Origin of the sequence: Microbacterium sp. LMI12-1-1.1, assembly GCF_040676455.1 — a bacterium.
Lineage (GTDB): Bacteria > Actinomycetota > Actinomycetes > Actinomycetales > Microbacteriaceae > Microbacterium.
The window spans coordinates 755,112-773,633 of record NZ_JBEGIA010000016.1 but is presented as its reverse complement, the minus strand read 5'-3'; the positions used below and the strand labels follow the sequence as shown (position 1 = coordinate 773,633).

The window sequence follows — 18,522 nt, the reverse complement described above, 5'->3', positions numbered from 1 at the left end:
GTGCGCGGGCCGTGCACGCGTCCAGAGCCGGATTCCCGGGCGAAATCCCGCGGGTAGACTGGCATCATGCCCCGCGCCCCGAAGCTCGCTTCCTTTCCGGCGATACGCGGAGCCCTGAGGTTCTACCAGGTCTGCTCTATCATCACGGGCACGATGCTGCTCCTGCTGGTGGCCGAGATGATCGCCAAGTACGCGGTCGGCTACGAGCTGTTCCTGGGAGGTTCCGGCGGGTTCCTGTGGTTCGCGCCGGTCGTCGAGACCGCCTCGGGTCTCGAGTCGACAGGCGACGGATTCAACCTGTCGCTCGGCATCCTCGTCGCCCACGGCTGGTTCTACGTCGTCTACCTGATCTCGTGCTTCCGCGTGTGGAGCCTCATGCGCTGGAACCTCGGGCGCCTGGCAATGCTCGCCGCCGGCGGCATCGTGCCGCTGCTGTCCTTCTTCATGGAGGCGCGCGTCGCGCGCGACGTGAAGACCTACCTGTCCGAGCGCGAGGCTGCTGAACTGCACTCGCGCGCCGAGCACTCGTCCCTCACTCAAGCGATCCCGACGGAGAACAAGCGTTGACTCAGAGCCTTTCAGAAACAGGGACCGAGACCTCCCAGCGCCCCGTTCTCGTCGTCGACTTCGGCGCCCAGTATGCGCAGTTGATCGCACGTCGCGTGCGCGAGGCGGGCGTCTACAGCGAGATCGTCCCCCACACCGTGAGCGCGGCCGACATCGCCGCGAAGAACCCGGTCGGCATCATCCTGTCGGGCGGTCCCTCGTCGGTGTACGAAGAGGGTGCACCGGCGCTCGACACGGGCGTCTTCGACCTGGGGCTCCCGACGCTCGGCATCTGCTACGGATTCCAGGTGATGGCGCAGGCGCTGGGCGGCGAGGTCGCCCACACCGGGCTCCGCGAGTACGGGGCGACGGATGCCGCGGTCACGGGCGACGGCGGCGTGCTGCTGGGTGGCCAGCCGATCGAGCAGAACGTGTGGATGAGTCACGGCGACCAGGTCGCCAAGGCGCCGGAGGGCTTCGACGTCCTCGCCTCGACGAGCGCCACCCCGGTGGCCGCGTTCGGCAGCGACGAGCGCCGCCTCTACGGCGTGCAGTGGCACCCCGAGGTGAAGCACTCCGACTACGGGCAGAACGTCATCGAGAACTTCCTGCACAAGGCCGCGGGACTCGCCGCTGACTGGAACAGCGGCAACGTCATCGCCGAGCAGGTCGAGCGCATCCGCGCGCAGATCGGCTCGGGCCGCGTGATCTCGGCCCTCTCGGGCGGCGTGGATTCCGCGGTCTCGACCGCGCTCGTCCACGAGGCCGTCGGCGACCAGCTGACCGCGATCTTCGTCGACCACGGGCTGCTGCGCAAGGGCGAGCGCGAGCAGGTCGAGAACGACTACGTCGCCTCGACCGGCGTGCGCCTCGTCACGATCGACGCGCGCGAGCAGTTCCTGAACGCGCTCGAGGGCGTCAGCGACCCCGAGCAGAAGCGCAAGATCATCGGGCGCGAGTTCATCCGCTCGTTCGAGGCCGCAGAGCGCGAACTCGTCGCCGAGGCCGCGGCCGACGGCGAGCCGATCCGGTTCCTGGTGCAGGGCACGCTCTACCCCGACGTCGTCGAGTCGGGCGGCGGCACCGGTACCGCGAACATCAAGTCGCACCACAACGTCGGCGGCCTCCCCGAGGACCTGCAGTTCGAGCTCGTCGAGCCGCTGCGCACCCTGTTCAAGGACGAGGTGCGCGCCATCGGCCGCGAGCTCGGCCTTCCCGAGGCGATCGTCGCCCGCCAGCCGTTTCCGGGCCCCGGCCTCGGCATCCGGATCGTGGGTGAGGTCACCGCTGACCGTCTCGAGATTCTGCGCGATGCCGACGCCATCGCCCGCGAAGAGCTGACCAAGGCCGGCCTCGACGGCGAGATCTGGCAGTGCCCCGTCGTGCTGCTGGCGGATGTCCGCTCGGTGGGCGTGCAGGGTGACGGCCGCACCTACGGCCACCCGATCGTGCTGCGTCCGGTGTCGTCCGAAGACGCGATGACCGCGGACTGGACGCGTCTGCCCTACGACGTGCTCTCGAAGATCTCGAACCGCATCACCAACGAGGTGCGGGAGATCAACCGTGTCGTCCTCGACGTGACTTCGAAGCCGCCGGGGACCATCGAGTGGGAGTGATCCCGCGGGCGCCTCGGACCTTCGGGTCCGGGGCGTCACTGCTTTCTCCCGGCTGCCCGGGCGCCGGCGTTTCGGAGACGTGCGGGAGGATGGATGGGTGACCCCGCCCCCCGACGACATGCTGCCCGATGCCGACTACGTGCTGGTCGGCAGCCGCGTCGCGCTGGGGCTGGACGGCGGCTTCGCCGTCGCCGTCCCGACCCGCCTGCGGCTGCTGGCATCCGCCGGCGCGCCGGACCCGCTGCAGCTGAGCGTCGACGGAGCGGCGCCCGACGTGCACGCCGCACAGCGGCAGGCGTTCGTCGACGCCGGGCTGCTCGACAGCACAGCCTCGGCTCGGAACCTCTTCGATGACGTCGCCGCGGATCCCGCCTGGCTCTTCTCGGCGGGGGAGCCGGCCGGAGAGGGCGCTCGCGGGCCGGGCGTCGAGTACCGAGAGGTGGCCGACGCCACCGGCACGAGCATCCTCTCGCTGCCGGTGTTCCGGGACGACCCGACATGGCATCTCTCGGATGCCGCGATCATCGTGCATGCTCCGGGCGGCGACCGTGTGCTGCGCGGGTTCCGCAGCCTGTACATCGCGTGGCTGACGCACATCGCCGACGAGCGGCGCGCTGCCGCCGGGGACCCCGACCGGATGCTCGTCGTCATTTTCGAGTCGCGTCAGATCGGCGAGGCGCTGACCGGGTGGGACGACCCGCGAGTCCGGCTCGTGCACACCGTCCACAACTCGCACCTGCCGGCGCCCCACGACGACCCCGACGCGCCGGTGACCGGCATGTGGCAGCGGTGGCTCGCGACGCTCGACCGCTATGACGCGGTACTGTGGCCGACCGCCGCGCAGCGCGACGAGGTGGCGGCGCGCTTCGGCGACCCGGACAACTTCCACGTCGTGCCGAACACGATCGAGCTCGGCGCGGAGCCTCCCGTGGCGGCATCCCGCGACCCGCACCGGGTCGTGATGCTCAACCGACTGGCACCGCAGAAGCGCGTCGACCTCGCGATCCGCGCGTGGGTGCGGGTCACCGCCGCCGTACCCGATGCGCGGCTGGACATCTACGGCGGGGGCCCGCTGCGGGACGAACTGCAGGCGCTCATCGACGGCTTGGGTCTGAGGGCATCCGTCACCCTCCACGGAGCGACCGCCGACCGCGACGCGATCTTCGACCGCGCCGCGCTCTTCGTCACCTCGACCGCGTTCGAGGGGCAGGGTCTGTCGATCGCCGAAGCGCTCGCGCGCGGGCTGCCGGTCGTGTCGTTCGATGCGCGGTACGGCCCGCGCGAAGCGATCGGCGACGCCGGGCTGCTCGTCGCACCCGGCGACGTCGAGGGGTTCGCCGACGCGATCACCGTTCTGCTGCAGGACGACGCCCGCCGTGCCGAGCTGTCGTCGCGGGCGCGAGCCGCGGCGGCGGCCTTCACACCCGACGCCGTGCGCCCCGCACTCGCCGGCGCGCTCCGCGCCGCGGTCGAGCGACCCTCGCGGCGCACCCCGGCCGGCTGATCCGCGCTCCGACACGTTCGGCGGTGTCGGGGGCCGGCGGTACCGTCGCTCCATGGGTGTGCGGGTGGTCGCTGCGACGGAGGCGGGATGGGATGCCGTCGACGCCGTCATGCAGGCCGATGCGTCGTCGCGCAACTGCCAGTGCCAGTTCCACATCCTCGAGAATGCGGATGCGCGCCTCACCACGCGCCAGTCGCGGCGAGACCTGCTGCACGAGCAGGTGCGCAGCCTCGATCCGCCGCGTGGTCTGGTCGCGTTCGACGGGGACGCGGCCGTCGGCTGGTGCGGCGTCGAGCCACGCGTGCGCGTGCGGCACGTCCTGGCGAGCCGACTCGTACGCTCTCACAGCCTGTACGCGGCGGACGACCCGGGCGTGTGGGCGATCTACTGCATCCTCGTGCCGCCCGCGCGACGCCGCGGGGGAGTCGGCGCGGCGCTCCTGGCGGCGGCCCTGGCCCACGCTGTGGAGCGCGGAGCGACCGCGCTCGAGGGGTACCCGATCGACACCTCGAGGCGCGGCGGCCAGCTGCCCGCGGGGTTCTCCACCGGCACCGTCGCCATGTTCGACCGGCACGGCTTCGCGGCGGTCGCGGCGCTCCCCTCCGCGCGCACGCTGATGCATCGGCTCGCCTGAGCCCGCGTACTCGATGGAAGCGGTGCGCAGCCCCACGCCTGAGATCGAAGTGGCGGCGATCCGCCCAGGGCAGAGCCGCCGCGAGCGGAACCGGATGCCGTCACTCGCGCAGCCGCGCAGGCTGGGGTCATGGCAGACGAAGGCAAGATCCCCCAGTTCGGGGCCGAGGCGCGTCGCGAGCTGTTCCACCAGCGCGTGCTCGTGCTCGACGGTCCGCTCGACGATGACAACGGCACCCTGATCGCGACGCAGCTGCTCGCGCTCGCGGCCGAGGACGAGGCATCCGATATCGCCCTCTGGATCCATTCACCGGGCGGCTCGGTCCCCTCGATGCTCGCCATACGCGACGTGATGAACCTGATCCCGAACGATGTCGCGACCCTGGCTCTGGGGCTCGCGTGCAGCGCGGGGCAGTTCCTGCTGTCGGCCGGCGCCCCGGGCAAGCGGCGCGCGCTGCCCCACGCGCGCATCCTCATGCACCAGGGGTCCGCCGGCATCGGCGGGTCGGCCGTCGAGGTCGAGGTGCAGGCCGATGACCTGCGGCACATGCGCGACACCGTGCTCGGCCTCATCGCGCAGGACACCGGACAGAGCATCGAGCGGATCTTCGACGACTCGCTGCACGACCGGTGGTACACGGCCGCCGAGGCGCAGGACTACGGGTTCATCGACGGGATCGTCGAGGACTTCGCCCAGGTCGTGCCCCGCCGGCGACGTCCCGCAGGTCTCGGCTTGGGAGCAGACGCCACGGCGACGAGGGAGGTGGCGGCATGAGCGCGTACACGATCCCCAACGTGGTCGCGCAGCACCCGCGCGGCGATCGCATCATGGACGTCTACTCGCAGCTGCTGACCGAGCGCGTCGTCTACCTCGGCACCGGCATCGACGCCGGCGTCGCGAACGCCCTGATCGCACAGCTGCTGCACCTCGACGCCGACAGCCCCGAGCGCGACATCCAGCTCTACATCAACTGCGAAGGCGGTGACCCCGCCGCGATGCTGGCGGTGTACGACACGATGCAGCACGTGCGGCCCGATGTCGCGACCACGGTCGTCGGGCAGGCCATCGGGGTGGGCGCCGTGATGCTGGCGGCCGGCGCGCCGGGCAAGCGCTCGGTGCTGCCGCATGCGCGGGTGGTGCTGCACCAGCCGGCGGGGCAGGGGAGGGGTGCGATCCCCGACCTGATCCTTCAGGCCGACGAGCTCGTGCGCGTGCGCGGCGAGGTCGAGGAGATCCTCGCGCGCCATACCGGACAGGATGCCGCCAAGCTGCGCGTCGACACGGATCGCGACCGTGTCTTCACGGCGACCGATGCCGTCGCCTACGGTCTCGCCGACCAGGTGCTCGAGCGGGTTCCGGGTCGCTGAAGGCGTCCTTCGGCAAGTTCAGGGCCCTTCCGATCCGATCGTTGAGCGAGCGGATCGGGTCGGCGCTTATCCGGTCGTTGAGCGAGCGGAGCGAGACGAAACGCGTCGGCGTCCGCGGGGACCTCCAGGGCGTTCGTCTCGCTCGTTCCTCGCTCGCTCAACGACCGGGGGAGGCGGGCGCGCGTTTCGTCTCGCTCGTTCCTGCTCGCTCAACGACCGGGGGAGGCGGGGGCGCGATTCGTCTCGCTCGTTCCTCGCTCGCTCAACGACCGGCGGCGGGCGCGTTTCGTCTCGCTCGTTCCTCGCTCGCTCAACGACCGGTAGCGAGGGGGCGCGTTTCGTCTCGCTCGTTCCTCGCTCGCTCAACGACCGGGGGAGGCGGGCGCGCGTTTCGTCTCGCTCGTTCCTCGCTCGCTCAACGACCGGTGGCGGTCATGGGGAGCCAGGCCAGACCTTCCCCTCCCACGGGTCGTAGTCGGCGATCAGGTCCTCCTGCGGCGGGCGCTCGGCCTCGGGGACGTGCTGCAGGTTCACGCGCACGCGGTACCAGAGCGAGCTCGAGCCGCGCATCCCGTCGATGAGCACGTCGGCGGGATGCAGCTGCGCGGCCACCGCCGGGTACCGCGCGGTCCACTCGTCGAGCGCGGCGATCGACTCGGACTTCGCCTTCGTGCGGGCGATCTCGATGAGCGGCATCGTGGACTGGCGGCGACCCGATCCGTCACCGGCGCGCGGGGGCTTCTCGCCAGGACCGAGCTCGTCGGCGAGGCGCAGCAGTCCGTCGAGGGTGCCGACGGCGTCGTCGATGCCTGCGTGCGGATCGCCGAGATCGGCGAATCGCTGCGGAACGGTGAGCACCGTGAACTCGTCGGGACGGCGCTCGCGCACCTCGTCCCAGTCGAGCGGCGTCGACACCCGCGCGTCGGGCAGCGGACGGATCGAGTAGGCGGACGCCACCGTGCGGTCCTTGGCGTTCTGGTTGAAGTCGACGAACACGCTCTCGCCGCGCTCCTCCTTCCACCAGCGTGCGGTCGCGAGGCCCGGCGCGCGGTTCTCGACCTCACGCGCGAGCGTCTCGGCCGCGGTGCGCACCTGCTTGTAGTCCCACTGCGGTGCGATGCGCACCAGGATGTGCATGCCGCGGGATCCGCTCGTCTTCGGCCAGCCGACGAGCCCCACGTCGTCGAGCACCTCGCGGGCGACGAAGGCGACGTCGACGATCTGCGACCAGTCCACGCCCGGCATCGGGTCGAGGTCGATGCGCAGCTCGTCGGGGTGGTCGAGATCCTCGGCACGGACGGGGTGCGGGTTGAGGTCGAGGCACCCGAGGTTGATCACCCACGCCAGGCCGGCGGCATCCCGGATCACGGCCTCTTCAGCGGAGGTGCCCCGGGCGTACTGGAGGGTCGCGGTGTCGATGAAGCCGGGGTGGTTCTCGGGGACGCGCTTCTGGAAGAACGGCTCGGCGTCGATCCCCTTGGGGAAGCGCTTGAGAACCATCGGCCGGCCGCCCGCTCCGCGGAGCGCGCCGTCTGCCACGGCGAGGTAGTACCGGACGATGTCGAGCTTGGTGATCCCCTGCGCGGGGAAGACGATCTTGGCCGGACTCGAGATGCGCACCTCGTGCCCCTCGATGTCGAGGATCTCGGCTTCGGACTTCGCGGGCGTCACCCGGCCAGGCTAGCGACGCCCCGGGACATCGGCCAGGGGCGAGAGGGACGACTCAGGCGGCGAGGGCGTAGGCGGCGCGGCATCCGACCACCGCACGCTCGGCGGCACGCGACCGGAGGTCGTCGACGACACCGGCCGTCAGCTCGATCAGCGTCAGCTCGAGGGCGCCGGCGACAGCCGCGATCATCTCGCTCGACGGCTCCTTGAGGCCGCGCTCGATCTCGGAGAGGTACTGCGGAGACACCCCGGCGCGCTGGGCGGTGTCGGCGAGGCGTTCGCCGCGCTCATGCCGGAGCCGCCGAAGGCGGTCGCCCAGCGCGTCGCGCCAGAGCGGCTCGGGCTCACGAGAGGGATGCGTCTTCGTCGGCAGCGGGATGATCTCGGCCATGCGCTCACGATAGGACGCGGGCGCCGAGTGCTCGACGGTGTTCCGCTGAGAGCAGAACGTGCGAGCGCCATCGACGGGCCCGGCGGGCTCGACGCGTCGCGGGCCTGGCGGCGCTGCGCGATGCGCTGTTTCGTGAGCGTCCGACGGACGTCACTGTGCGGTCTGCTCAACCTGGGAGATTCCTGTTGACCTTTTGAGAATTCGCACATAGCGTGCCGCCGTAACGTGATTCCCCACTCACGCAGAAAGCAGGCTCCCCCTTGAACCGACGCTCTCTGGCGGTCGTCGGCGCGCTCGCGCTCGCGATCACCACCCCCACCGCAGCGATGGCTGCCACACCCGACGACGACCCGTCGTCGAGATTCGAGAAGTCAGACACGAAGGGCGCGGTCGGAACGACCGTCCGCCCGATGAGCGTGGGCGCCGACGGGCGCGTCACCGTCATCGTCGAGATGGCCGGCGACCCGGTCGCCGTCGCGCAGGCGAAGAAGGGCAGCGATCTCTCCGCCGCCGAGCGGAAGGCGATCAGGAACACGCTCGAGTCCGCACAGGACGCGGTCGTCGGATCCATCGAGAGCAAGGACGGCGACGTCGCGGCGACGATGCAGTCCGCCTACAACGGGATCCAGGCGACCCTTCCCGCCGATCAGGTCGACGCTGTGGCAGCCCTGCCCAACGTCGTCGCCGTGCACGCCGTGAAGACCTACACGCTCGACAACGCCGTGTCGGTGCCCTTCCTCGGCGTGCCGCAGGTATGGCAGGACACGGGCTACACCGGCGAGAACATCAAGGTCGCCGTGATCGACACAGGCGTCGACTACACCCACGCCAACTTCGGCGGCGTCGGAACGCCCGAGGCCTATGCGGCGGCCAACGCCGCCGAGGCGCAGCCCGCCGACCCGGCGCAGTTCGGCCCGGACGCACCGCGCGTCAAGGGCGGCTACGACTTCGTCGGCGACTCGTACAACGCCGACCCCGCATCTCCGGACTACCAGCCCGTTCCGATGCCCGACGCCAACCCCCTCGACTGCAACGGCCACGGCAGTCACGTCGCCGGCACCGCGGCCGGCAGTGGTGTCACGGCCGATGGCGAGACGTACACCGGTCCCTACGACGCCTCGACGGCGTCGGCCGAGTGGACGATCGGCCCGGGCGTCGCGCCGCAGGCAGACGTCTACGCGCTCCGCGTCTTCGGCTGCGGCGGCTCGACCGACGTGGTCGTCCCCGCCATCGACTGGGCGGTCGAGAACGGCATGGACGTCATCAACATGTCGCTCGGCTCACCGTTCGGTCGCGGCGACGACCCCGACGAGGTCGCCGTCAGCAACGCGACCGGTGCGGGCGTGGTCGTCGTGAAGTCGGCCGGCAACGAGGGCCCGAGCCCGTACCTGGCCGGCAACGGCGACGGTGCCATCTCCGTCGCGGCGGTCGACAGCACGGAGTCCTTCCCCGGTGCCGAGATCACTGTGGACGGTGTCGCGATCCCCGCGATCAACGCCAACGGCGCGGTCCTGACCGGCCTGCCGGGCATGACCGTGGTCCGTCTGACCGACGACCCGGCAACCGCCGACGAGAACGAGGAGCTGGGCTGCTCGGTCGAGGCGTATCAGCACGCCGGCGTGACCGTGGGCGGCAACCAGCTCGCGGTCTCGGAGCGCGGCGTCTGTGCCCGCGTGGCCAAGGCGATCTTCGCCCAGCAGGCCGGCGCCGCGGCAGCGGTGATGATCAACTCGACCGACGACTACCCGCCGTTCGAGGGGCAGATCACCTCCAACCCCGACACGGGCGAGGAGTACGTCGTGACCATCCCGTTCCTCGGCGTCCGGCTGTCGGACGGCCCGAAGCTCGTCGACGGCGAGCCCGCGACCGTGACCGCTGCAGACCTCGCCAACCCCGGCTTCCGCGGGTACGCGTCGTTCAGCTCGAGCGGTCCGCGCAGCGGCGACAGCGCCCTCGGCGTCGACGTCGCGGCTCCGGGCGTCTCGATCGTGTCCACGGGCGTCGGGACCGGCAGCGGTTCCGCGACGATCTCGGGGACGTCGATGGCGGCTCCGCACGTGGCAGGCGTCGCGGCGCTCGCCGTGGAGGCGCACCCGACCTGGAAGGCCAGCGAGGTCGCTTCGGTGCTCGTCTCGACGGCGGACCCCGAGAAGGTCGCCGGTCAGAACCTCGTCCGCGGCGGCGTCGGCCTGGTCGATCCTGCGCAGGCGGTGGGCCAGCAGGTCACGGCCACCGGCGACGCGTTCAAGACGGAGGACGGGCGCCTGCGCGAGGCTGCGCTGAGCTTCGGCTTCGTGGAGAGCTCCCGCGACTTCCGCGACAAGAAGTCGGTCACGCTGACGAACTACGGCACCGAGGCGGTGACGTACGACGTCGGCGTCGAGGCATCCGCGCAGTCGGAGGCGGCGACGGTGAGCGTCAGCCCCAGCACGGTGACCGTGCCGGCGGGTCGCACCGCCAAGGTGACCGTCACCCTGACCGCTCCGGCGACGGCAGCGGGCAGCTCGACGGCGGGCGGCTTCGCATTCTACGAGTTCTCGGGCGACGTGGTGTTCTCGTCGTCGGCGGACACGCTGCGGGTCCCGTACCTGCTCGTGCCTCGTGCGACGAGCGACGTCTCGGCCTCGGGAGATCTCAAGGTCACCAAGAGGGGCGAGCCGGTCGACGGCCAGGTGCAGGTCTCGCTCAAGAACCGGGCCGGCGCCATGGCTGCCGACGCCGACTTCTACACGTGGGGCCTGGAGGACAAGAAGGACGCGCCGAAGTCGTTCACCGACACCGGCTACGACCTCCGCGCCGCCGGCGTGCAGTCGTTCGACATCGGCGGCGACCAGCTGCTGGTGTTCGCGGTCAGCACGCACAACCGGTGGTCGAACGCGGCGGCGAACGAGTTCGACGTCGTCATCGACACGAACCGCGACGGCGAGCCGGAGTGGATCGTGTTCTCGGCCGACGGCGGGCTGGTCGAAGCCGGCAGCGCGAACGGCATCTCGCAGGTGTTCGCGTACGAGATCGAGACCGAGGAGACCTACGCCACAGGCTTCCTGGCCGCTGCGCCGACCGACAGCAGCACCATCCTGCTGCCGGTGGTCGCGAGCGATCTCGGCATCACGGCCGGAGCGTTCGACTACACCGCGCAGAGCTTCTCGTCGGTGAACGACGGGTCGGACGCCATCGACGCCACGGCGACCTACAACCCGTGGGCGCCGGCTCTCACCAACGGGCAGTTCGTGCCGGTACCGGTCGGCGGCACCGTCCCGGTGCCCGTCGACGTGAACGCGGCGGCGTTCGCCGAGCAGAACCCGCTGGGCGTCATGGTCGTCGCGACCGACAACGCGGCCGGCAAGGACGAGGCGATACTGCTCAAGGCCAAGTAGCAGCGCCGCACGGATCAGAGGTGGCGTCCCGTCGAAAGGCGGGGCGCCATCTCGTGCATGCAGACGGGACGGATGCCGGCGGCCGGTGCCGCGGCATCCATCGGCGCAGTGCCCAGGGCGAGGCGGCCGGCCGTCACCGCGTGCAGAGCTTCGGGGTCATCGAGGCGGCCGGGCGTCACCGCGTGCAGAACCTCGGGGTGATCGAGGTGCCGAAGCGGCCCACGGCGAGGCGCCCCCCCCCGATCGAGGCGCCCCGGCCGTCACCGCGTGCAGAGCCTGGGGGTGTCCGAGGTGCCGAAGCGGTAGTCGTACGTCGTGGCGTCGACGGAGACGACGACGCGCATGCCGTCGACCAGGGCCTGCGTGTACGAGACGCCGGGCGACGGGCATCCGAGGGCGCCGTTGTTCCAGGTGACCGCATGCGCGGAGACGAGCTCGGGAGTGCCCGAGACGCCGCGGTCGGCGAGATCGGCGATGATCGCATCCCACCGGGCGGGCGGGACGATGGCCGGTTCGCCGGTGGGCTCGATCGGGCCGCGCGGCGTCGTCGCGAAGGGCGGACGGGTGTGCGCCGAGGGCGTGGGCTCGGACGGCGTGGGCTCGGTCATCGGTCCTCCTGCGCAGCCGGTGAGGCACAGCAGCACGGCGATGCCGAGAACCGCAGAACGCCGGGCCATGACATGTCACTCCTCGAGTCGGCTTCAGCCTAGGCGCGGTCTGCGGAGGCGGATAGCGGCTTGACGGGATGCACGGCAGGCTCCCGGCTGCCGTGGTCATGGCGTGAGAAACGCCGAACGGCCGCCCGGATACCCGGGCGGCCGTTCGTGAGCGTTGTGCGTCAGTTGCTGCTGCGCACGATCGCGATGATGCGGAGGATCTCGACGTACAGCCACACGACGGTGACCATGATGCCGAAGCCGCCGAGCCATCCGTACTGACGGGGAGCGCCGTTGCGCACGCCCTGCTGGATGTTGTCGAAGTCCAGCACGAGCGAGTACGCCGCCATGATCACGACGAAGACGCCGATGATGACACCCCACGGGATGCCGAACGGGCCCTCCTGGCTCAGCAGACCGAACGCGCCGCCGGCGATGGGCGCGTTGAACAGCATGAGTCCGATGTTGATGAGCGAGAACACGAGGTAGCCGACCATCGCGATGAGGAAGATCTTCGTCGCGCGCTTCGACGCGCGGATCTTGCCGCTGGCGAAGAGGGCGAGCGTGACGCCGACGACCGAGAGCGTCGCGAGGGTCGCCTGGAGCACGATGCCCTCGAACATCATCTCGAAGAAGGCAGAGATGCCACCCACGAAGAGACCCTCGAACGCGGCGTAGCCGAAGATCAGCGCGGGGCGGATCTTCTTGCGCGACGTGAAGATGACGACGAGCGAGAGGACGAAGCCGCCGAGGGCGCCGATCGCCCACGGGGCGATCGAGGGGTTCGGGTTGGCCGGGGTGACGCCCGCCATGGTCCACATCCAGCCGGCGACCGCGCCGACGATGAGGACGGCGAACAGTCCCAGCGTCTTCCAGACGGTGTCCTCGACGGTCATGCGGCCCGTCTCGACGGAGCCAGCCGGCGGAGCGGCGTACATGCCCTCGAGGTGGGCCTGGGAAGCGGCATCCGTTCCTGCGCGCTGCGCCGTCGCGAACTGCGTCTGTGATCCCAGGTTCGCCGCCTGCGAACCGCCGGGGTAGGTCTGCACGGCCTTCGGGTCCTGGAAGGCCGGGCTGTTGAACGCGGGGTTGTTGAGGGCCACTGCTCTCTCACACTCCAATGTCAAGGGATTCCCAGCACGATGCTGTTGATCAACACTATCCGACAGGGCGCGAGGTGGCACGGAATCGCGCTGTGAGCTGGCTTTGAGCGGGGCTCCCGCCGAGGGTCCCGCCGAGGGGGGTTTGCCGAGACCCCAGCCGCCGGACGAGACCCCGGGTGAACCCCACGGTCTCGTCCACCCGGTGGGGTCTCGCCGAGGGTGGGGTGGCGGGTCGCGGTCTCGCCGAGGGTGGGGTGGACGGTCACTACGCTGAGACGGTGCCCCGCCGCAGACCGCTCGTCATCGGCCACCGGGGCGCGCCCGGGTATCGCCCCGAGCACTCCCGGTCGTCGTACGCCCTCGCGTTCGCGATGGGCGTCGACGCGGTCGAGCCCGACGTCGTGGTCTCGCGCGACGGCGTGCTCGTCGTACGTCACGAGAACGAGATCTCGGGCACGACGGACGTCGCCGATCGGCCGGAGTTCGCGGATCGCCGCACCACCAAGACGGTGGACGGCGTCGAGCACACCGGCTGGTTCACCGAGGACTTCACGTGGGACGAGCTCGCGACTCTCCGCTGCCGCGAGCGGATCCCGCAGCTGCGGCCCTCGAGCGCGAGCTTCGACGACGAGCAGCCGGTGCTGCGGCTGCGCGATGTGCTGGACGCCGTGCGCGCCGCGTCGCTGGAATACGGCCGCGAGATCGGCGTCGTCCTCGAGATCAAGCACGCGACCTACTTCGCGACGTGCCTCGGCGCCGCAGGCGGGTGGGACATCGCAGCGCTCGTCGACGCCGAGCTGCGCGAGGCCGGCTGGGCCGGCGGCGAGCTGCCTCTCACCATCGAGGCCTTCGAGTCGACCGTGCTGCACGCGCTGAGGGAACGAGGCATCCGTGCGGCGTACGTCTACCTGCTCGAGGCCTCCGGCCGGCCGTTCGACCAGTTCGCCGCGGACGGCAAGGCGGCGCTGACCTACCGGCAGACCGCCGCGCCCGCGGGGCTCGACTCCCTCGTCGGAAAGGTCGACGGGATCAGCGTCGACAAGCGGATGATCCTCGCCCCCGACAAGCTCGGGCGCACCAGCGGGCCGTCGCCCGTCGTGGCCGACGCCCACGCCCGCGGCCTGCGCGTCTTCACGTGGACGTGCCGACCCGAGAACCGCTTCCTGATCGGCCAGTTCCGCACGCGCGGAGGTCCGTCGGCGTTCGGCGACTGGGAGGCCGAGTGGAGCGTCATCCGCAACAGCGGGGTCGATGGCGTGTTCGTCGACCACCCCGATCTGGGGGTCGCGTTCTTCCGCGACTGACGCCCGCCCCGCAGCCCTCGCTTCGGGTGTCACGACATGTGGCCTCGTCGCGACGTTGCCGCATGTCGCGACCCCTGAGCGCCGCAGACCCTGCTTCGGGGGTCACGACATGTGGCCTCGTCGGCGGGGAAGCGGCGTGTCGCGACCCCTGAGCGCCTGAGCGCCTCAGCGCCGCAGACCCTGCTTCGGGGGTCACGACATGTGGCCTCGGTCGCGACGTTGCCGCGTGTCGCGACCCCTGAGCCCCGTGGCGACGACGAGAACGGCGCGCCTGGTGGATAGAGTGAGCGCGTGACCACCCCCGGCATCGTCGTCCACGGTGTTCAGCGCTCCTTCGGACAGGTGCAGGCCGTGCGCAACGTGACGCTGCGGGCGCACGCCGGCCGGGTCACGGGGCTCGTCGGGCCGAACGGCTCGGGCAAGACCACGCTGCTGCTCATGCTCGCGTCGCTCCTCGCTCCCGACATGGGCTCCATCCGCATCGACGGCATCGATCCGGTCACCGATCCGCAGGCGGCGCGTGCCGTGCTCGGCTGGATGCCCGACGCGCTCGGCGCGTGGAACTCGCTCACCTCGCGCGAGACGCTCACCGTCACGGCTCGGCTGTACGGGATGCCGACGGCCGCGGCATCCGCCCGCGCCGACGCTCTCCTGCACGAGGTCGGCCTCGTCGACCTCGCGGACGCCCCGGCGCGCGTCCTCTCGCGCGGACAGAAGCAGCGCCTGGGGCTCGCGCGCGCACTCGTGCACGACCCGCGCGTGCTGCTGCTCGACGAGCCGGCGTCGGGACTCGACCCCCAGGCGCGCATCGAGCTGCGGCTGCTGCTGCGGCGGTTCGCGGCCGAGGGGCGCACGGTGCTCGTATCGAGCCACATCCTGTCGGAACTCGAAGAGGTCGTCGACGACGCCGTCTTCCTGATGGCGGGAGTCACCGTCGATCCGGCGCGCGTCGAAGCGGCGTCGCGCCGCGCACGCCCGTGGCGCGTGCGGCTGGCCGGAGCCGAGCCGTCCGCCGAGAGCCTCGACCGCGTGGCCGGTGCGCTGCGTGTTCCCGTGGAGAGTCTCGGCGTCGACCGCCGCGACATCGTGATGTCGTTCGAATCGGAGGATGCCGCGGCCGCGGCCCTGCGCGGCCTCATCTCGGCCGGGCTCGACGTCGTCGAGTTCGCTGCGGCGCAAGGGGCGCTCGAGCGCACCTTCCTGGACCTGGGTGAGGGGCGCCCTCCTCAGGCGCCGATGCCTTCCGCGCCGACGCCTCCGGGCGCGCCGCAGACGCCGGTGCCGCCCGCATCCGCGCCACCGCCCGCGACGCCTCCTGCATCCGCGCCACCGCCCGCGACGCCCACCGCTCCGGCATCCGCACCCCCGGCATCCGCACCCCCGGCACCCCCGCGTCCGGCGTCGGCAGCACCCGCCGGCGACGCGGGCGAGAGCGAGGCGACCTCGTGAACGGTCAGCGGCTCGGCACCATCGTCGGCCTCGAGCTGACGCAGCGCACGCGGAGCGTGGCCTGGTACGTGCTCCTCGGCGTCTTCGCGCTGCTCCTGGTCATCGTCACGGCGCTCTCGTTCCTGGCGTGGGGTGCCGCGTACCAGCCCGGCGGCGCGATCTACTCGACGATCGTCTACATCACGCTGCTGCTCGTGGTGCTCGTCTCGCCGACGCTGAGCGGCAACGCGATCAACGGAGACCGGGATGCCGCCACCCTCGCGCCCATGCAGATCACCCTGGCGACGACGGCCGAGATCCTCATCGGGAAGTTCCTCGCGGCGTGGATCACGGGACTCGCCTTCGTGGCGGTGTCGGTCCCGTTCCTCGCGGTGGCCACGCTGGCCGGCGGGGGAGAGCCCGCGACCATCGCGGTGTCGCTGCTCGTGCTCATGTTCGAGGTGGGCATCATCGCGGCGATCGGAGTCGCGCTCAGCGGCATCCTTTCGCGCCCGCTGTTCTCGGTGGCGAGCACCTACCTCGTCGTCGCGGCGCTCGTCATCGGCACGCTCATCGCGTTCGCGCTGGTGGGCTACTCGATCCGGTCGGAGACGACCAGCAGCTACCGGTCGTTCGAGTACGGCGAGTACTCCGGCGACACGTTCCCGTGCATGCCGGGGGAGGAGTCGAGCGACGAGTATCCCTGCGACGAGGATGCCGAGGTGCGCTGCGGCGAGTGGCAGACGTCGACGTACGAGGTGCCGCGGTTCGACCGCGTGTGGTGGCTGCTCGCCGCGAACCCCTTCGTGATCCTCGCCGACGCCACGCCGACGCAGTTCGACGAGTACGGCAATCCGAACGACCTCTTCGGCCAGATCAAGTTCGGCGTGCGGGCGGCCCAGCAGCCCCCCGACCTCGAACAGCGCTGGGACGACTGCGCCCCCGATCTGCAGAACGACCGGCCGACGCCCGAGGAGGTCATCGACCAGTCGGCGCCGATCTGGTTCGTCGGCATGGCGCTGCAGCTGCTGCTCGCGGCCGGACTGATGTGGTGGGCCTGGGCGCGCACCCGCACCCCGGCCGGGCGCCTGCCGTCGGGCACCCGCATCGCCTGACGGTCGAGGCGGGACCGGCGCTCGTCAGGCGTAGAAGCCGTCGCGCAGGTTGATCCCGTGCTCGACCCATACCTTCAGTGCCGCGAGCATGCCGGTCCAGCCCTCGCAGTTGCCGAACGCGCTCTTCGCGCCGTCGGGGCTGGCCTCCCAGGCCGACTCGGTGATGGTCACGAGGGTGCGTGCGCCGTCGTCGATCGGCTCGAACTCGAACGTGGTCGTGGTCTCCGACTCGACGCCCGCGCGGGCTTCCCAGCGGATGACGAGCTTCCGCGGCGGGTCGGACTCTACGACGGTCACCGGGAACCGGCCGGGGAAGTCCGCGAAGTCCCAGGTGACGTCGGCGCCCTGCTCGAGCCGGCCCCGCGCGCCGCCGGTGGTGAAGTAGCGGGACAGCTGCTCGGGGTCGGCGACGGCCTCGTAGACGTCGGCCGCCGGCCGCGAGACGCGCCCCGACACGGTGAACGAGAGGGCGGTGAGTTCTTCAGACATGTTGTAGTTTTATAACATGACGGATGCCGAGCACAAGGGGTCCGATGACGACCTGGTGTTCAAGGCGCTCGCCGCCCCGCTGCGCCGGCGCATGCTCGATGCCTTGAAGGACGAGCCGCTCACGACGGGGGCCCTCTGCGCGCGTTTTCCCGAAGTCGATCGCACGACCGTGCTGCAGCACCTCCGCGTGCTCGAGCGGGCCGAGCTCGTCACGGGCCGCAGGATCGGCCGAGAGCGTCACCTGGCCCTGGCGCCGGTGCCGATCAAGCGCATCCATGACCGCTGGATCGGGGAGTACGCGCGCGCCGCCGTCGACCTGCTCGACCGGCTGAACGACTGACGGCGTCTACCCGAGGCGCTCCTGGATCACGCGGGCCGTCGCCACGGGGTCGGGACGATGCATCACCGACTCGGGGACGACCACGAGCTCCGCGCCGTCCATGGCGTCGGCGAGGCGGTCGGCCGCGGTGACCAGGATCGGGAAGGTCTGCTCACCGCGCAGCACCGTCACCGGCGCCGCGACGCCGAGCATCTCGTCGGTGGGGAGGGACACTTGGCGGACCAGGTTGGTGTCGTAGACCGTGGACTGGGCGAGCGGGAGCAGCGAGGCGAACTGGTCGCTCGCGCGGATGCCCTCGACCATGTCGCGCGGGAGCCCGACGCTTTCGAGCTGGAAGGTGACGATCGCGTCGTCGAAGCGGCCCTCATCGACGTACTGTTGCAGGCGGTCGGCGAGGTCGTCGGCCGGCTCGTCGACGCCGAACCGCAGCGGCGGCTCCGAGAGGAACAGTGCGCGCACGGCCACGCCGCGGGATGCCGCGACCAGCGCCAGCACCGCGCCGGACGAGTGCCCGAGCACGGCCGCGTCGCCGCCGACCGCGTCGATCACCGCCGCGAGATCCTCGACCTCGCGGTCGGGCGTCGAGTGCCGTGCGTCACCGCTGGAGCCGCGGGCGCGGCGGTCCCACGTGACCGCCTGGAAGCCGGCATCCGACAGCGCCTGCGCGAGCCCCGCGGCGTCGGCGGCCGTCGACATCGCGCCGTTGACGATGACCACGGTGGGGCCGTCGCCGGTCGCTTCATACGCGATGGGGGTGCCGTCGGCGGAGGTCGCGGTGCGCATGGCGTCAGCAAACCACGGGCCGCCGACATGCGCCAGGCATGCGGCATCCGTTCCTCAGATCGTGCGCGCCCGCGCGCGAGCGGTGGCGTCCGTCACCGATCGCCGAGGTGCGCGCTCACGAGCCCGCCGCGCTGCGCGGCCGCCCATGGGCACCGCGGGCGAGGCCGCGGGCTGGCATACAGTAGGCACACTCCACCGTCC

At 71.2% G+C, this 18,522-nt stretch carries 17 protein-coding genes and 1 pseudogene; 11 read left to right on the top strand and 7 right to left on the bottom strand.

Annotated elements, in window-relative coordinates; all coding sequences use genetic code 11:
• Positions 1-66: 66 nt before the first annotated feature.
• From MRBLMI12_RS21530 to MRBLMI12_RS21505, 6 genes are all read left to right on the top strand, one after another.
• On the top strand, positions 67-567 hold the full coding sequence (locus MRBLMI12_RS21530; RefSeq protein WP_349426486.1) for a DUF3817 domain-containing protein: 501 nt from the start codon (positions 67-69) through the stop codon (positions 565-567).
• A complete protein-coding gene (gene guaA / locus MRBLMI12_RS21525; RefSeq protein ID WP_363358211.1) occupies positions 564-2,162 on the top strand; it encodes a glutamine-hydrolyzing GMP synthase in 1,599 nt (532 codons plus the stop codon). Before MRBLMI12_RS21530 ends, guaA begins: the two co-directional genes overlap by 4 nt.
• A 97-nt stretch (positions 2,163-2,259) precedes the next feature.
• Positions 2,260-3,666, top strand: a complete 1,407-nt coding sequence (locus MRBLMI12_RS21520; RefSeq protein WP_363358210.1) for a glycosyltransferase — start codon at positions 2,260-2,262, stop codon at positions 3,664-3,666.
• A gap of 52 nt (positions 3,667-3,718) precedes the next feature.
• Positions 3,719-4,300, top strand: coding sequence for a GNAT family N-acetyltransferase (locus tag MRBLMI12_RS21515; RefSeq protein WP_363358209.1), 582 nt, complete (start codon positions 3,719-3,721; stop codon positions 4,298-4,300).
• A 129-nt stretch (positions 4,301-4,429) separates the two neighbouring features.
• Entirely contained in the window at positions 4,430-5,074 is a 645-nt protein-coding gene (locus tag MRBLMI12_RS21510) for a ClpP family protease (protein ID WP_363358208.1), read from the top strand.
• A complete protein-coding gene (locus MRBLMI12_RS21505) occupies positions 5,071-5,667 on the top strand; it encodes a ClpP family protease (RefSeq protein ID WP_363358207.1) in 597 nt (198 codons plus the stop codon). Before MRBLMI12_RS21510 ends, MRBLMI12_RS21505 begins: the two co-directional genes overlap by 4 nt.
• A 432-nt stretch (positions 5,668-6,099) precedes the next feature.
• Here MRBLMI12_RS21505 and ligD read toward each other — a convergent pair whose 3' ends face one another.
• Positions 6,100-7,338, bottom strand: a complete 1,239-nt coding sequence (gene ligD / locus MRBLMI12_RS21500; RefSeq protein WP_363358206.1) for a non-homologous end-joining DNA ligase — start codon at positions 7,336-7,338, stop codon at positions 6,100-6,102.
• A gap of 52 nt (positions 7,339-7,390) precedes the next feature.
• Positions 7,391-7,726 (bottom strand): helix-turn-helix domain-containing protein, encoded by a 336-nt coding sequence (locus MRBLMI12_RS21495; protein WP_363358205.1) that lies wholly within the window; start codon positions 7,724-7,726, stop codon positions 7,391-7,393.
• A gap of 260 nt (positions 7,727-7,986) precedes the next feature.
• Here MRBLMI12_RS21495 and MRBLMI12_RS21490 point away from each other — a divergent pair, with 260 nt between their 5' ends.
• The gene (locus MRBLMI12_RS21490; protein ID WP_363358204.1) at positions 7,987-11,103 is read left to right on the top strand and encodes a S8 family peptidase; all 3,117 of its coding nucleotides are present in this window, start codon (positions 7,987-7,989) and stop codon (positions 11,101-11,103) included.
• A gap of 14 nt (positions 11,104-11,117) precedes the next feature.
• Here the strand turns inward: MRBLMI12_RS21490 and MRBLMI12_RS21485 are convergent, their stop codons facing one another.
• From MRBLMI12_RS21485 to MRBLMI12_RS21475, 3 genes are all read right to left on the bottom strand, one after another.
• Positions 11,118-11,282, bottom strand: a complete 165-nt coding sequence (locus MRBLMI12_RS21485) for a hypothetical protein (RefSeq protein ID WP_363358203.1) — start codon at positions 11,280-11,282, stop codon at positions 11,118-11,120.
• 81 nt (positions 11,283-11,363) lie between these two features.
• Positions 11,364-11,780: a hypothetical protein gene (locus MRBLMI12_RS21480; RefSeq protein WP_363358202.1), complete on the bottom strand. Its 417-nt coding sequence runs from the start codon at positions 11,778-11,780 to the stop codon at positions 11,364-11,366.
• Between the two features lie 161 nt (positions 11,781-11,941).
• A complete protein-coding gene (locus MRBLMI12_RS21475; protein WP_349426496.1) occupies positions 11,942-12,862 on the bottom strand; it encodes a Bax inhibitor-1/YccA family protein in 921 nt (306 codons plus the stop codon).
• A gap of 278 nt (positions 12,863-13,140) precedes the next feature.
• Between MRBLMI12_RS21475 and MRBLMI12_RS21470 the strand changes: the two genes are divergently transcribed.
• From MRBLMI12_RS21470 to MRBLMI12_RS21460, 3 genes and pseudogenes are all read left to right on the top strand, one after another.
• Positions 13,141-14,166, top strand: coding sequence for a glycerophosphodiester phosphodiesterase family protein (locus MRBLMI12_RS21470; RefSeq protein WP_363358251.1), 1,026 nt, complete (start codon positions 13,141-13,143; stop codon positions 14,164-14,166).
• Positions 14,167-14,457: 291 nt separating this feature from the next.
• Positions 14,458-15,387, top strand: a pseudogene (locus tag MRBLMI12_RS21465) (ABC transporter ATP-binding protein); the annotation flags it as partial.
• A 224-nt stretch (positions 15,388-15,611) separates the two neighbouring features.
• Positions 15,612-16,709, top strand: coding sequence for an ABC transporter permease (locus MRBLMI12_RS21460; protein WP_363358201.1), 1,098 nt, complete (start codon positions 15,612-15,614; stop codon positions 16,707-16,709).
• Between the two features lie 24 nt (positions 16,710-16,733).
• On the opposite strand, the gene MRBLMI12_RS21455 is transcribed toward MRBLMI12_RS21460, so the two are convergent.
• Positions 16,734-17,198 (bottom strand): SRPBCC domain-containing protein, encoded by a 465-nt coding sequence (locus MRBLMI12_RS21455; protein ID WP_363358200.1) that lies wholly within the window; start codon positions 17,196-17,198, stop codon positions 16,734-16,736.
• 16 nt (positions 17,199-17,214) lie between these two features.
• Between MRBLMI12_RS21455 and MRBLMI12_RS21450 the strand changes: the two genes are divergently transcribed.
• A complete protein-coding gene (locus MRBLMI12_RS21450; RefSeq protein WP_363358199.1) occupies positions 17,215-17,538 on the top strand; it encodes an ArsR/SmtB family transcription factor in 324 nt (107 codons plus the stop codon).
• A 6-nt stretch (positions 17,539-17,544) separates the two neighbouring features.
• Here the strand turns inward: MRBLMI12_RS21450 and MRBLMI12_RS21445 are convergent, their stop codons facing one another.
• Positions 17,545-18,321, bottom strand: a complete 777-nt coding sequence (locus tag MRBLMI12_RS21445; RefSeq protein ID WP_363358198.1) for an alpha/beta fold hydrolase — start codon at positions 18,319-18,321, stop codon at positions 17,545-17,547.
• Between the last annotated feature and the right edge of the window lie 201 nt (positions 18,322-18,522).